This is a genomic window from Acinetobacter sp. AOR43_HL (assembly GCF_027854635.1).
Taxonomy (GTDB): Bacteria; Pseudomonadota; Gammaproteobacteria; order Pseudomonadales; family Moraxellaceae; genus Acinetobacter; species Acinetobacter pittii.
Genome location: NZ_JAKTHX010000008.1, coordinates 1 through 14,843, shown reverse-complemented (window position 1 = coordinate 14,843; position 14,843 = coordinate 1). Strand labels below are relative to the sequence as shown.

15 protein-coding genes are annotated in these 14,843 nt (G+C 37.9%); 5 read left to right on the top strand and 10 right to left on the bottom strand.

Features of this window, described 5'->3' with window-relative positions; translation table 11 throughout:
- Positions 1-15: 15 nt before the first annotated feature.
- Positions 16-609, bottom strand: a complete 594-nt coding sequence (locus tag MKL33_RS04360; RefSeq protein WP_075382426.1) for a hypothetical protein — start codon at positions 607-609, stop codon at positions 16-18.
- Between the two features lie 9 nt (positions 610-618).
- Positions 619-1,023 (bottom strand): hypothetical protein, encoded by a 405-nt coding sequence (locus tag MKL33_RS04355; protein WP_075382425.1) that lies wholly within the window; start codon positions 1,021-1,023, stop codon positions 619-621.
- A gap of 822 nt (positions 1,024-1,845) precedes the next feature.
- Between MKL33_RS04355 and MKL33_RS04350 the strand changes: the two genes are divergently transcribed.
- From MKL33_RS04350 to MKL33_RS04330, 5 genes are all read left to right on the top strand, one after another.
- A complete protein-coding gene (locus MKL33_RS04350; protein WP_270906536.1) occupies positions 1,846-2,481 on the top strand; it encodes an SOS response-associated peptidase family protein in 636 nt (211 codons plus the stop codon).
- Between the two features lie 146 nt (positions 2,482-2,627).
- On the top strand, positions 2,628-3,125 hold the full coding sequence (locus tag MKL33_RS04345) for a LexA family protein (protein WP_270906535.1): 498 nt from the start codon (positions 2,628-2,630) through the stop codon (positions 3,123-3,125).
- Complete coding sequence (locus MKL33_RS04340; RefSeq protein ID WP_270906534.1) at positions 3,122-4,420, top strand: Y-family DNA polymerase; 1,299 nt, start codon at positions 3,122-3,124, stop codon at positions 4,418-4,420. Before MKL33_RS04345 ends, MKL33_RS04340 begins: the two co-directional genes overlap by 4 nt.
- 82 nt (positions 4,421-4,502) lie before the next feature.
- Positions 4,503-4,724, top strand: a complete 222-nt coding sequence (locus MKL33_RS04335) for a hypothetical protein (RefSeq protein WP_044101668.1) — start codon at positions 4,503-4,505, stop codon at positions 4,722-4,724.
- The gene (locus tag MKL33_RS04330; RefSeq protein WP_044101666.1) at positions 4,724-5,563 is read left to right on the top strand and encodes a restriction endonuclease; all 840 of its coding nucleotides are present in this window, start codon (positions 4,724-4,726) and stop codon (positions 5,561-5,563) included. The genes MKL33_RS04335 and MKL33_RS04330 overlap by 1 nt, the downstream gene beginning before the upstream one ends.
- 97 nt (positions 5,564-5,660) lie before the next feature.
- On the opposite strand, the gene MKL33_RS04325 is transcribed toward MKL33_RS04330, so the two are convergent.
- The 8 genes from MKL33_RS04325 to MKL33_RS04290 form a co-directional block, all read right to left on the bottom strand.
- Positions 5,661-5,978 carry a DUF6527 family protein gene (locus MKL33_RS04325; protein WP_270906533.1) on the bottom strand — a complete coding sequence of 106 codons (318 nt, stop codon included), beginning with the start codon at positions 5,976-5,978 and terminating at the stop codon, positions 5,661-5,663.
- Positions 5,979-6,524: a glycoside hydrolase family 108 protein gene (locus tag MKL33_RS04320; RefSeq protein WP_270906532.1), complete on the bottom strand. Its 546-nt coding sequence runs from the start codon at positions 6,522-6,524 to the stop codon at positions 5,979-5,981.
- Positions 6,525-6,566: 42 nt separating this feature from the next.
- On the bottom strand, positions 6,567-6,956 hold the full coding sequence (locus tag MKL33_RS04315) for a hypothetical protein (protein ID WP_068563132.1): 390 nt from the start codon (positions 6,954-6,956) through the stop codon (positions 6,567-6,569).
- 101 nt (positions 6,957-7,057) lie between these two features.
- On the bottom strand, positions 7,058-11,503 hold the full coding sequence (locus tag MKL33_RS04310; protein ID WP_270906531.1) for a host specificity protein J: 4,446 nt from the start codon (positions 11,501-11,503) through the stop codon (positions 7,058-7,060).
- 56 nt (positions 11,504-11,559) lie between these two features.
- On the bottom strand, positions 11,560-12,216 hold the full coding sequence (locus MKL33_RS04305) for a tail assembly protein (protein ID WP_270906530.1): 657 nt from the start codon (positions 12,214-12,216) through the stop codon (positions 11,560-11,562).
- Positions 12,200-12,991, bottom strand: a complete 792-nt coding sequence (locus tag MKL33_RS04300; RefSeq protein WP_270906529.1) for a C40 family peptidase — start codon at positions 12,989-12,991, stop codon at positions 12,200-12,202. The genes MKL33_RS04305 and MKL33_RS04300 overlap by 17 nt, the downstream gene beginning before the upstream one ends.
- Before the next feature lie 6 nt (positions 12,992-12,997).
- Positions 12,998-13,804 carry a phage minor tail protein L gene (locus tag MKL33_RS04295; protein WP_270906528.1) on the bottom strand — a complete coding sequence of 269 codons (807 nt, stop codon included), beginning with the start codon at positions 13,802-13,804 and terminating at the stop codon, positions 12,998-13,000.
- On the bottom strand, positions 13,791-14,843 hold a 1,053-nt coding region (locus MKL33_RS04290; RefSeq protein WP_270906527.1), incomplete at its 5' end, for a pyocin knob domain-containing protein. The genes MKL33_RS04295 and MKL33_RS04290, both read right to left, overlap by 14 nt.

Here is a 14,843-nt window from a genome sequence, read left to right as displayed (position 1 = left end):
CTTCCGCCTTCTCATCTAAAACCAATTATTAGGAAACCCTTTTAATCCTTTATTATCTTTCATTATTTCTATTAACCAATTTTCTATTTTAGCTAATTCCTCTGTTGTAAAACGGCTTCGGGTTCCTTGCTTTTCTTTTATCATAAAATGTAAATCCTCAGGAATATCTATTGATCTATTTCCTAAGTATATAAACTCTTGACTTATTAAAACGATAGGTTCTGAAGTATCTTTTGAAATATTACTAGCATTTTTACTTCCTCCTTCCCTATAGTGATGGGAATCTAATACAACCCAGCTTCCATTTTCATCTTTTGTATAAATATTATCTCCATAATTGAATTTTGCAGATTTTGTTAAATCAGGTTTTTTATCCTGAAATCTTTCATCCAAAAAATAACTTTCAAAATCAATTATTTCTTCTACTTTCATTGCATATATTAATTTAGTTTTATCATTTCTAGTAGCAGAACCAGTACCAACGATCCAATCTCCAATTCTTGCATAACTACGGATATCTGGCCTGCAAGTTGCTAAAGTACAATATCCATGAAATGGATTTGGAGCAAAACCAAAATCGCGGGCAACAACATATGAATAAACTCTCATATCATTAACTCAACAAGAAAATCTCGATATTTCTTTCTTCTTCGGTAATTGGCATTCTGCATCAACAAAAATATTTTCACCATTAATAGCTCTTCTAATAAATGCATCATCCCAACACACAATTGCATCCGCAACTTTATCCAGAGCTTCAGGAGTTTTATTATTTATTTTTAGAATCGAATGTATACCAATGATCCTTTTACCTTGAACTGAATATTCCTCAATTAAAGTATCAATTGCAGCTGAAGAGTGGATATTTTTCTCAATATATATAACGACAATATCAATATTATTCTCGAACTGAGAATGAGGAGACAAATTTTCAATTTCTACTTCATTACCCAAATTATTCAATTTATCTCGAAGGCGTTGAGCATCCTTTAGTTCTTCTAAATAAATTACTTTAATTTTCATTACATACACCTTATTTATAATTAACACCCAAAGTGTACAATAAAACAACAATAATCAACAAGAAAAATAATCTTATACTAAAGGCTAAAATTTTGTGGATTTTAATGGAAATATAAATTATTAATACAAAATTAAAATCAATAAGCTATTTTTAATAATAATTTAAAAATCTCTTTTATAATTTTTCTTTTTTATATATTACAAGCTTATTTTTAGAAAGGTGATACACAATTAATTAATAATTCTAAACAATAATTATCTGTAATTTTTATATAAAACTTTTTAACCATATACAATAAGTTTAAGTCAAAATTCCTTTTATGAGAGGAAAACAACCTACCGATTAAAACTTAATTTTAATTTTTTAATAATAAAATTCAATTAGATAAATAAAAATATATTTAACTTTATAGGGACCTTTCAGATTCTTAAAAAATCTTAATTTTTTAAATAAATATCAAAATAAGCTTGTGGGAGTTAGAATTATTAAAATAAAGAAAATAAAAAAGCCACCCATAAAAGGTGGCTTTTTATATAGAGAATTTTGGTGGAGATGGCGGGAGTTGAACATCTATTTTAAATTATTGATTTTATAGTTAGTTTTTTACTGTATAACATGCTGGTATAACTCATGTATAACATTTAATTTTGATTAAGTATGATTAACAACAGTTTCTTTTTTGTTCAAGTCCGACTATAGGAGTTGAACTCTGGAGCTAATATAAAGCATTTTAAACAACTCTCAAATGACTTTACTTAAGTTTCAAAAATAGCCATTGTCTATAAAAACTACTAAGATGGAATAAAAATGGGGAAAAGTTTATGTGCGCAAACTATGAACCAATAAGAAAAGATCGTGTGTACCTCCTAGATCTATTCGAACCAACCTTCGAATATAAAGCTGATGTTTATCCGGGATACGACTGCCCTCTTATTTTTTCTAAAGATGGCCATATAGAATGGCGCCAAGTAAAGTTCGGTATGATTCCACCATGGAACCATGACCTAAAGTTCTCAAAATACACTTACAACGCTAGAACTGAGACGGTTGATAAAAAGCCGAGCTTCCGACATGCATGGGCTAAAAGCCAGTTTGCTTTAATACCAGTCGAAAAGATTTATGAACCACGTTATGTAAATGGGAAAGCAGAACGTTGGGGGATTTTTAGAGAAGATGGCTTACCTTTCACCATTGCAGCTATTTATGATTCGACTGTGATTGATGGGCAGCAAGTAAGATCTATGTCGATGCTGACTATTAATGCAGATAATCACCCTTTCATGAGTCAGTTCCATAAACCCGAAGATGAAAAGCGGTCTATTATCGTTATTCCTGACGAGTATCGAGAAGACTGGCTGAATTGCAAAAAAGAAGATGCAGATCAATTTTTCTTTGAAATGCCCTTAGGTGAATTTACTGCTGACTATTTCCCTAAACCAAAGAAAACTGCAAATTAGCACCGTTGATTTTCCGACCAAATGCACTATTAAGAACGACAAGTTGTGACTAGTCATTATTTATCCACAACTTTTTAAATTTGAATTTCAGCTCATCTCTAGAATATCATCTTGAATATGTTACATATTCAAGTTAGGGGAAGCAAATGAGCGAAATTGCACCATCCATCATCCAGATAAAACCATATCTACAAAATGGTATTGTTTTATCTGAGGCCTTATCAATCAAGCAAGTTGTACCATCAACTCACATGCTTGTCCCCTATGCTCTAGAGAAGATTTCAGCAGGTTTTCCCAGCCCAGCACAAGATTACATCGATAAAGCTCTCGATATGAATGAGCACTTAATTAAAAATGAAACTGCTACGTTTATTGTCAAAGTTGCTTCGCTTTCTATGTTAAATGCAGGCATTGATATTGATGACGAACTAATTGTCGATCGCAGTCTCGATGCAAAACACGGTGATATTGTCGTGGCACTAATCGATAATGATTTTACAGTTAAGCGCCTAATGATCGATGAAAAAGGCCAATGGCTAAAAGCTGAAAATCCGGATTATAAAAATATTTACTTGCAGGATGGCCAAGAATTAATAATTTGGGGCGTTGTTACCTGCATCATTAAAATGATTAGAAACTCATGAAACATGAGAACAAAGTTTTTTTCTTGATTGACGTCAATAATATGTACGTTTCGTGTGAGAGAGTCTTTGACCCAAGTCTGAACAATAAACCAGTGATTGTTCTCAGCAATAATGATGGGTGCGCCGTGGCGCGTAGCAATGAGTCAAAAAACCTAAACATAAAAATGGGTGTGCCACTTTTTCAAATCAAAGACATTGTCCAGCAACATAATGTGATCGTTCTTTCAAGTAACTATGCAATGTATGCAGAAATGTCACGGCGCTTTCATAAGATTCTGAGCTCGTACGTAACTGCAGAGGAAGTTGAGCCCTACTCAATAGATGAATGCTTTGTTGATTTCACAGCTTATGAGAAGCACTTTGATTTAGAAAAGGTTGGTCAGCAAATGCGTCAACAAATATGGAAATGGCTAGGCTTACCGGTTTGTGTTGGTATTGGTAGAAGTAAGACAGAATCGAAGATAGCTAACCATATAGCTAAAAAAAATGCAGGCTTTAATAGTGTTTGCGATCTCGTAAATATGGATCCGTGTAATAAAGAATATTATTTCTCATTAATTGATGTTTCGGAAGTTTGGGGAGTTGGTCGTAAGCACTCAAAAAAATTGCAAGGTATGGGAATTAATACAGTCCTTGACCTAACTTGTGCTGAGCCTCGAAAAATGCAGAGGCAATTTTCGATTGTCATGGCTCGTACTATTTACGAACTGCAAGGCATCTCATGCATTGAGATCGAGCACACCCCACCCTCAAAAAAGCAAATAGTTGCAAGCCGGTCTTTCGGTGGTCGCGTAACTGAGTTAACGGATTTAAAAGAAGCTATCTCTATGTATGCTCAAGATGCATGTAAGCGCTTAAGAGATGAAGAATTATTATGCGGTTGCATGATTGCTTTTGTTCAGTCAAACCCATTTGATCCTAACGTGCCGTTTTACAATAAATCTATTACAGGCTCTTTTTCAGAACCAACAGACTGCGCAATAGATTTTGTTAGAGCTGCGACAAGGATGTTGAACGATATCTATAAAGAAGGGATTAAATATAAGAAATGCGGTGTTGTGCTCACAGCGCTAGAGCCCAAGTCTGGCCATACTTATGACCTATTAACAGACTTTGAGCACATAGAAAAAAAGGAATGTTTGATGAAAGCTATGGATGGTATCCATAGTAAGTTTGGAAAGAAAAAGCTCGGTGTCGGACCATGTTTTGTTCCTGGTCGAAACTGGTCAATGTCTCGAGATAAATTGAGCCGGAATCCATTTCGCTGGGATGAATTACCACTGATAACGAAATGAGCAAAAATTTGCTCAGAATCAATTATTTTTGCCTATATTGAGCAAATGTTTGCTCAATTAAATTTTTAATGAAGAAGCTAGTATGAACTTTACACGACTAACAGACGAACAATTAACACAAACTCTTATTCCAAAGCGTTTTGTTCCACCAACTCCTGCAGAGTATGAGGGAAAAAATATGGTCTATGTTTTTGATAGTGAAGATTCTTTTAATTTAACTTATGATGAGCTTGTTGAAATTATTAGTAAGGCTCGAATGACGGGTCCACAGATGATTCCTATTTTAGGAACGGTTGGTGATTAATGAAAAAAAATACTGGGAAGCCTTATGAACATTTTGTTCAAACACTTTATCAAGCAATTTTGGCAGCTGAGTTTACTGGATTTGGTGGGCAAAAAAACATTAAAGTTGAGACCAATAAACTATTAACAGGTAAAAATGGTATTAAACGAGAGTTTGATATTTATTGGGAATTTACTCAGGGAGGATTCATATATAAGAATGTAATCGAATGTAAAGACTATAATAGCAAAATAAAGATTGAAAAAATTGATGCTTTAGAAAGTAAATTGCGTGACTTCCCCAATCTCGTAGGTATTTTTGCAACCACAAAGGGCTATCAATCAGGGGCTGAACAAAAAGCTCGAGATTGTGGAATCGAACTTTTAATTGTTAGAGAACAAAATGATGAGGACTGGATCGATAAAGATGGTACGCCATGTTTAAGAGAAATAAATATCAGCATGAATGCTATATTACCCGCAAGTATTACCAATTTAGACTTCAAATTACCCCTTAATTCGAAATTACCCAAAACAAATGAAATGAATAATCAAATTGTAATATGTAATTTGGAATCTGGTGATAGATATACAGCACATGATCTGCAATTTAGGTTATTAAAAGATCATGAAGAGAGTGATGGAGAATTTGAAAAAGAGTATTTATTTAAAGGGAAAGTGATTTTACCAGATGCTGAATTTCAAATTTTAGGCTACAAAGTCAGCTATATCATCCATAAAATTGCTGTATCAGAGGTAAATATCGATTTTTCAAAAAAATTGAAGGGAGTGATTGAGTTTTTAAACCAAGGAAGAAAAGCAAAAGTTTATGATGAGTTTGTAAATTTTATAGATGAATAGCCCTCCTTAGAGGGCTTTTACACAAATGCCTATACTGACATTATTATTGATCGTATGAGCAGTGCATCCTGATAACAGAATACACAGCAATAAAGTTTTAAACATCGATTGGTACCATGCCGACAGTTTGGCCAGCGAGCTCATGATGACAATCTGATAAGAATTGAATCTTTCCTTCAGTCAAAAATAAATGACATCGGCTAGCCGGGTAATGATCATTAACAAGTAAAGAGGGTGTAAACGTTGGGTTATTTATATCGCCGTTAAACTCCCAAGTACTTCCATTGTGGTGTGCACCTGCTTTTACATGGAACGGATGTAAATACTTACACCCTGGGCACTTAAACATATAGATACCACTGCTCCAGTACTCAAGATAAGGAGTTAGCTCAGTTACTGTTTCTGCTTGAGTCATTTACATCACCACTCGATTGGCGATCCAGCCATAGAAAAACTGTTCCTGCTTTGGATTACGCTCACAGATTTCAATATATCGTTGGCCTTGCATAATATTGAGAACTCGCACGAGCACTTTCTCACCTTCTTTCCCACGTTTGGCCAAGTAAGTTTTGAGAGCACCTAAAGTGTTAGAGCCATAAACTCCATCAACCTTTAAATCTGCATATCCGGCTTTACCTTCATTATTGAGCAAATTCAAAGCACGTTGTAAAAGTGGTTTTGCAAATCCAGTACCGCAATTTACTCCTGTATCTAAAAGCTCTTCTGCCACAGCAGAACTAAGGGTATTTACCTGATCAAAGCGTGGCTCTATCCAGTATTGTTTCCGATAAATAGACTTAGCGACTTCAAGCGGCAAATCTTTCATGTTCCCTTTGTAGCCATTTTCCCGTGCTACAGCTTCAGTAATACCGTATTTAGTTGCACCACCTCGATCAGCTTGGTTGTTCACATAACTGCCTTCACGTTTGATAAGTTCTTCAAGATATTGTTCGATATTCATTTAAGTTTCCTTTGGATGTAAAAAAACCGCCCGAAGGCGGCATTAACTATTTTCAATGTCTTTTCTGGCTTTTTTAACTTCTTTAATTACCTCCACAATCGTCTTACCCTCTTGTTTGTCAATAAAGTTAAAGATCCATCGGACCAGAGCCCAACCAGGAATGCCACAAATAAAGAAGAAACCACCTAATGCGATCATTCCCCAAATATCTGTAATCCATTCATGTAGCCCCCACTTCACAATAATGAATGAGCCACCAGCTAGACTGGATACAACTGTACAAATCAAGCCTACTGCCCATTCTTGAGGGGAACGTGGCATACGAGTCATCAATACAACTGCTGCAACTAAAGCGACCGCAAGTGTCACCATGATTGCTGCACCATAAAATTTTAAAATTGCTGTTAAACCACTCGTGGAAACTGGTTCCATTTATTTCTCCAGTAAATAAAAAAACCGCCTTTTGGCGGTAGTTCTTCGTTGTCCAATCCATCATTGGACCGACCATAAAAAAGCACCCGTATTGGGTGCTGTTATTTCTTCATTTCAATTACACTTAATGTTCTTGAAGTAATCATGAAAGTATTGTTAGAACTGATATTCAATGGAATATTAACACCCTCCTGTCGAGCAAAACCCGCTTTAAGTTCATATGTAATATTGCCAACCGTACTATTATCATCAATAGCAGAAACGATAACCGCAGTCCCGTTGAAATTGACATTAATAGTACCAGTTTCAAGATTTGCCCCTAATGAACCCCGTCCAATTAAATTTCCATTCCGATATATAGAAATATAAAAAGAAGCCATGGCCCTGTCATTTGCTGCAATTGGATTACCTCGTCCGTCACTTACACTAAAAGCGCCAAAAGTAGGTGTGCAAATATTTACTGAAGCATCAATTCTAACTTTTCCACCACTTCTATTTAACGTTACTTGTAAAAGTGTACCTATATGATTTTCCCACGCTGATAGGTGGTTGTTAAAATCATTATTAGGCAACCCACCAGTTGATCCCCCTGAAAAACTATTGATAGTTTTGATATCAATTGCTTTAACTCCTATCGGTACAGTTACAGCCTCATCCTTGATCTTTAGAGTATCAATTGCGCCATCTTCAATATTCGCAGTTTTGACTTTAATTGTCCCCAAGTCTGCACTAATAGTACTTAAGTTTTCAGCCCAGATTCGATTCGCATTGATATACCCAAAACTAGCATTATCGACATACAAACCACGAGGAATGACAGTACCGTTAGGCAAAGTCACAGGCGTATTTTGCAATGTCATTAAGGGTTTTGGCTCAATACCATCTATACCCACTGGAGTACCAAATTGAATGCAGTCATAGTTAAAAATGAAAGTTGAAGTAGTTCCATCATTCATTGATCCATGGCCTGAAACATGACCATTTACATCGAACTTGGTAAACTGCTGAGCATAGATGCCATCAACACTTTCATTAACATTTTGAATAGACGCACTATTCTCACCGACTTTAGTTTGCAACGTTTCCGTTACTTTTATCGTTGAAGAAATAGCACTAGTATTCGCATTGATTTGTTGCTGAAACAAAGCATTGCTGTCATTCATTTGTGCAGAAACTTGATCTGTACGTTTAGATTGGGCCAAATCACCTTCGATACGAGCTGATTGTTCAGACCAGACACCTGCATAGCCTCCTTCATTACCTACCAAGTCAGACTCAGAGCCAATGAGTGGCGGATTAATTTGTGCATAAACACCATCGATCCGAATCGTTTGAGCAATAACTTTGTCATCAACATTTTTGATTTCAGACTTAACCTGCTCAAGTGCACCAGTTGAAGCTTTCTCATCAAGCTCAAGATTAATTAAATCGATCGCCTCAGCATTTGCCGAAGACTGATCTACTGCAACTTGTGCTGAATTACGAACAGTTGCCAAAGCACTATCATTGCTCGCAATATAAGTATCAATCTTTTGAACTGTTACTTTATCGCCCTCAATTCGTGCTTGTACTTCTCGTTGTGCATAAGCCTGTAAGTTATTTAACTCAACTGCCGTTGTATCAATACGCTTACTAAGTGCTAAGTCCCCTTCGATCATTGCCGATTGAATTGACCAAGTTCCTGCGAAGCCCTGATCATTACCAATCAAATCTGACTGAGAGCCGATCAATGGTGGATTTAACTGTGCATACACGCCATCGGTCTTTTCAGCAACAAGTGAGAGATCATTTGCAACAACCCGAATACTTTCTTGAGTCGCTGCAATTCCCTCGTCACTTGACTGTTTAACAGTATTTACGACTTCAAGAACACCTTCATCACCTGCAATAATTTGCTGTGTTAAACCATCTTTCGCTTGTTGAATAGCGTTTTGACGATCAATGACTTCTTGTGCAATCCGATCTTTCGTATTTTGAATATCTTGCTTAATTGGTTCAATTTCAGCATCAATAGCCTCAATTTGATCAATCTTGGTTTTAAGATCCTGATTGAGCTGAGATTCACTGATTTGATCATTCAAGAGCTCAAGAACGTCTGTAGCATCGGCAGAAGTTGTCGCATGAGTCCAATCCGACCAAGGTCCTATATTCCCGATCCTGTCAATCAAACGGCCACGATAAAATTGAGTCAGATTTGGCTGCAAGCCTTGAATCGTATGAATCGTTGTTGGATAAGCGAATAAGCCCAATTGAGCAATGTTGCTTGTTCCGTCTGGTGAAACTTGAATTTCGGTATAAGCTGTATCTAGAGCACCAGTTGCAGGAAAACTCCAATCAAGTTTTATACCAAATAAGATTCCTGTCGCTTGGATAAATGCCAATTTTGGAGGTAAACCCTGCTTACCAGAGAGTTCAGTCAAAGTTGAATAAACTGGTAAAGAAGCGATCTCAAAAGCTGAAATTGCTGTTACACGCGCCTGATATTGACCCGCATAAATACCTAGTACTTCGACTGAATTATTACCGGTTATTGGAAGCTTAATCCAACTCCCATCATCTTTCCTCCACTCAACCTGATACTTTACGGCTCCTTTAGCCTGCGACCAGGACACAATCATTGTCGCCACATTGATACCCTGATCAATACGGCTTTCACTAGTAATTACGACATCAGTTACAGGATCCTGAATTGTTGGGTTCACAATCGAAATCGGAACCTCATCAAAATAAGCACCCTTATCAATGGCATCAAACTTAGCTGGATTATATTGAAGCGCTGTTACTGAAAATTGATGACTTTCGTCTTGAGTAATCGAGATCACTCGAAACTTCATTGTTGCTAAATCTTGGGCATCCATTACCCAAACATTTTGAGCGGCAATAGCATCAAATTCATGAGTAACAGTTACTACTCGACCTGAGATAGATTGAACAATACGAGTTTGAGCCTTTCCATCCTCGCCATTAATAATAAGTCGGTCACCAGCAACTGCCACAACATCATCACGATCTAGCGTAATGCTTTTACGATCAGCTGAGATTTTAGAAACACGTCCACCGTTTGCACGACCAGCAAACAATGGATCTGCAACTTCAATCACTTTCCCCGGCAATGGTATATAACCGTCTAGACCAACTTTGAAACTGACGGTTCGAGTTTCTAACTGCTCAGACTTTAATGCCCACCAGCCTGCTCGCTGCGCTTGCCCACGCGAAGTACATCCCCAAGCTTCAATTTCTAAAATTCGAACTTGGCCAGCTTCAGCAATCGCCTTTTCATCACGAACAAACTCATATTCAGTTTTATAGTGATTAGCCGGGTTATCCCACGCAACTTTTACAACATTATGGCGATCACGTGCACGAGTGCCTGCATACTCAAAATTGCCACCAATGACATTGGCACGCGTATAAGTGAAATATGTATCTTGGGGAATATCCGCATCACAAATAATGCTATTACCATCCCAAAATGTGATGGCACGGAATACACCAGCTAACTTAGTTAAAATCTCAAAGGCACCTTCGGCACTCTGAAGATAAACATTACAGGTGAAACGTGGTTCTTGACCGCCCAACCCATCCGGCACCATTTGGTCACAGTATTGGGCTAAACGATATAAAGACCACTTATCAACCATTAGCGGGGTTAAGCGGTCACCCAAAGCATAACGGTCTACGGTGCATATATCGTAATAGATCCATGCCGGGTTATTGGAATATGCCTCTTTGAAAGTACCGTCCCACATCCCAACATATTGTCGTGTTGCGGGATTGTAGTTAGTAGGAACCTTTAGAATTCTTCCCTTTGTATCTGCTGCAACTTTAGCAACGTTTCCAAAAGTCTCTGCATCATATTGAAGGCCCAATAATGCTGTATTTGGGTAACGTAATTTTGCATCAATGACTTCAGTCACTGCTTCAATATACATCTTGTCACTGACATACTCTGACGTTGAGTTCGGTGTAAGTCTGCGAACACGTATGAGCCAACCTGAGTCAGCTTGAGGCAAATCAATACGATGAGCTCGTTCATAATTAGCAGAAGTTTTATCTGAAATCTTTGTTTTTAAAACTTCAGTCCAGATCCCCCCATCGGTCTGCAAATCAATCGCGTATTCGATTGTAATGCCCGACACATCACCATTTGTGGCGTTTTGACTGCGCAAAGGTCCCCACTTGAGGCGCAAACGTACAGCATCGAGATCAAGATTGCTAAAAGCACGAATCCATGGTGTTTCCGACTTTAATTCAACATTGATGGCAGTTTCACTTTCGACTGCTGGGAAGCCCTCAATGTATTCTTGATCATTAGTGCCATTTCGAAAATCAACTTTTATATTTTCAAAGTTAAGGCTTCCATCTGCGTTCTGAAGTGGAGTTTCTTCTAAATAAATCGATTGAAGCCCATTTGCTAAACCTTCAATTTCACCTTCTGCTAACCCATATAAAACCTTGATATATGTTTTTGATTGAGCTGAATCTGGTGAAATGACAGGCTGCCGTTGTTTATCACTGCCTTTCTTTGCGCCTAGTACTGCATTCATAAGAAATCTCACGCAATAAAAAAGGCGCTAGCAAGCGCCTGTTAAATAATTAAAATTTACATCTGATCTTCAGGATATTGGCCTGCACTCACAATGAAACCACCGATTTCACGTTGTCCATATAAAATTGGTACTGGGTTGCCCTGAGCAACTGTTGTGACCGCACCGCCAAAGCCTTTATTGGCACGGTTGCCATCTTGGTTCTGGTCTTGAGTATTATCAATTTTTGGCATGAGCATCATTGCGACACCACCGACCATCATACCGATACCTGCACCTATCACAGAAGGAGCGTAAGCTGCTGCTGGCGTATACATCATAATTACACCAACCACTACCATCACAGCACCAAGAATAGTTTGCAATGTGCCATTCCCACCAGCCCCAACAACTCGTGGAACAATATGAATAACATCAGCTTCTGTAGACATATCGAGCTGCTCTTCACCAATGTTATCGCCGGTAATGAGCCGCTTAGTTTCATGGTCATAAATTGCTGGGCGTTTCTTGCCTCGCTTATTACTTGAGTTCTTACCCTTTAAAAACACGGCAAAGCGTAGGCCATGCTCATGTGCATGCAACATAAAGTGTTCAAAGCCAGAAATTTGAACAGATAATGCCCGCATTGCTTCGCGAGTATTTGCGACATCGAGCTTAAATTCACGACCAAACTTTTGCCCCAAGATGCCGTACAACTTAATTGTTTTTAACATCTCTATGCCTCAAGATTTTTACCGTTCTGGTTGACCATTGCGGTCCATAGATTTCACGTATAGATTTACGGCCGTGAAGCTGATGCAAAATTAATGTATTGCCAATACACGGTTCGGTATCTTCGGACTTCAGCATTGCATTATCACCAAGCCAAATGATGCAATGATTTGGGTGTTCTGTTCGTGGTACTCGGCAAATCAACATATCTCCATATTGCGGAGTGTCCACTTCATAGAAACCGGCTTTCGGAAAATTATCAATCAATATTGACGGATGATCTTTGTCCTCCCACCAGCCATCTTTTCTTTCAAAGTCTGGCAACTTAATACCTAGCTCACGATCATAAAAGTCACGGACTAGTGCATAACAGTCCTGATAATGATGAATATAATTACGCCCCACTAAGGGGGCGCGATAACCACAAGGTTCATAAACTTGAAAATCCAGATCTGGATAGGAGCAAATGACCCATGGCGTTTTATGTAGTTCAATTTGGATACGATCCAAATCAGTAGCTCTGGTAGTGCCATCTGGATGCGAATGAACATAAGCTTGAATTTCACCCTGATTTTCTGCAGATACGAGATCTTCAGGATCAATTTCAAAATTAGTTGTTTTATCCTGTTTAATAATGCCATTTTGATCATAAACTGTTGGGGCAATATTAGTGCATGGTAAATATTTACCACCTACAATTAGCCCGCAACATTCTTCCGGATAACATTTTTCTGCATGGGCCATGATTGCTTTTTTAAGTTTTGCAGTAAGTTTCATAAAACCTCACAATAAGCTTGAAGCCGAGAACCCACCAAACGGCAATGGTTTATTTTCACCTAATCGCAAGCGACAAGAACGTAAACGTCCACCGCATCGATCAAGTGCCGGATTATCTGTTGGCTCATCTTTATCGGTGAACATTGCAATACCTGTGTAACCACATTCCTCACCGCGATACTTACCAACCATGCACCAATGGCATAATGATGTAATTTGGCGAACAGGAATTTTCAACCCTTCAAAATCGATTGGATTGGAGAGCTCGAAAGTCACTTGTTGAGCATTTTCAGATGTCTTTTGCTCGATGTACCAGATTTGCTCTTTTGATTCATTCGATGCATTTAGATTACCTGCTGTAAAGTTCTCAGCATCAAGGTATTTAGCAAGAGTGGTAATAACTTTAAGTTTTGCACCTGCAAAGTCTTTAAACTGCAAACAGTAAGCAGACACAGCATTTTGAATGCCGTTGATATTGTTGGCCATGCTTAAAGTTGGCGCTGAAGCTTTACCATCTGAACGCATTTCAAGCCCAGATACTTCCAAAGCCATAGGCTCAAAAACTTGACCCTGCCAGATAATATTTCGGTTCCATACTTTCTGATCACCAGTGTCAAAAACCTTACCAATGCTTCCTGAATCTGCACCGATCAACCCTTCGGAACCAATTGAAGAGTAGATTTTCTCCCAGTCTTGAAAAGAAATATGCCCGTGAAAACGCAAGATGCCAGCACCTAAGCTGCTGGCATCTAGTTCATACAAATGGATTAATCCATCTACATATAGTTTTTGGAAATCACTATTCAGGGTCATAAGTCACCTCGTCATAGATTGGATTTCCATCTTTGTCTAAGACTGGCACATCATCAAAAACAGGATTTCCTTCGCTATCAAATGCTTGCACCCATTCAAGTACAGGTTCACCATTTTCATTAATGACAGGTTGATTCGTTAAGATTGGGGTACCGTTTTGATCAGTTTGAATGTGGGTTACTGGCTTTTTATAGTTCTTGCCATCCACAATTACAGCTTTTCCTTCATCATCAAATAAATCTTCGTATTTAGTGATATAGGTCAATTGCGGTGCATATTTTACTTGCTGGACCATACGCGGTTGTTTTTCAGTGCGTGGCACTTTTCTAACGATTGTCTTTTTAATGCTGTTTAAACGAATATCGATCCAGCGCGGCTCACCGTTTGCATTGTTCGGAATATCGATTGGTGCATCAAGATTCGCAACAATATCGCCTTCATCATTTAGCTTTTTCTTGAAGGTCTTAATTTCAAGATCACCGTTTTCTAAAGTTTGATATTCAACTGCACAAATTTTATTGCCGTGAGTGTCGGTCGGAATTTCAATCCACCAGCCATCTTTTGCAAATCCCGATGAACCTTTAATTAAGCAATGACCAATGCCTAATTTCTCAAAAGAGAGGGGTTGCTCAGCAGCTTCATCGTTAGGTTCAATTTTATCTGCAAACAATTTAACAACGGGTGATGCTGACTTAATGAAACCATTTGCATCCACAGTTGTATTTTTTGATGACAAGATTTTACGCCACGGCTGAAACGTATTTACATTCCAGTTTACAGACCTGACATAAAAATCGGAGTTATGCGTTATGCTTAATTGCGCACAAGCATCAGTTGAGTCGTTAAGATCTAAATTAATAATTGCCTGAGAACTATTGTCAGGATAGTCTCCAGCACTTGAAACATTATCACCATTATTTTGCCAATAAAAGGCATTACCATTTCCCCTCAATGTTGATAATTTTTGACTACCTAATCGAATTGACTTTCCAACTCCAAAAGCGCCAACCTCCATCACATTGCCTGTAGCTGTACCAAC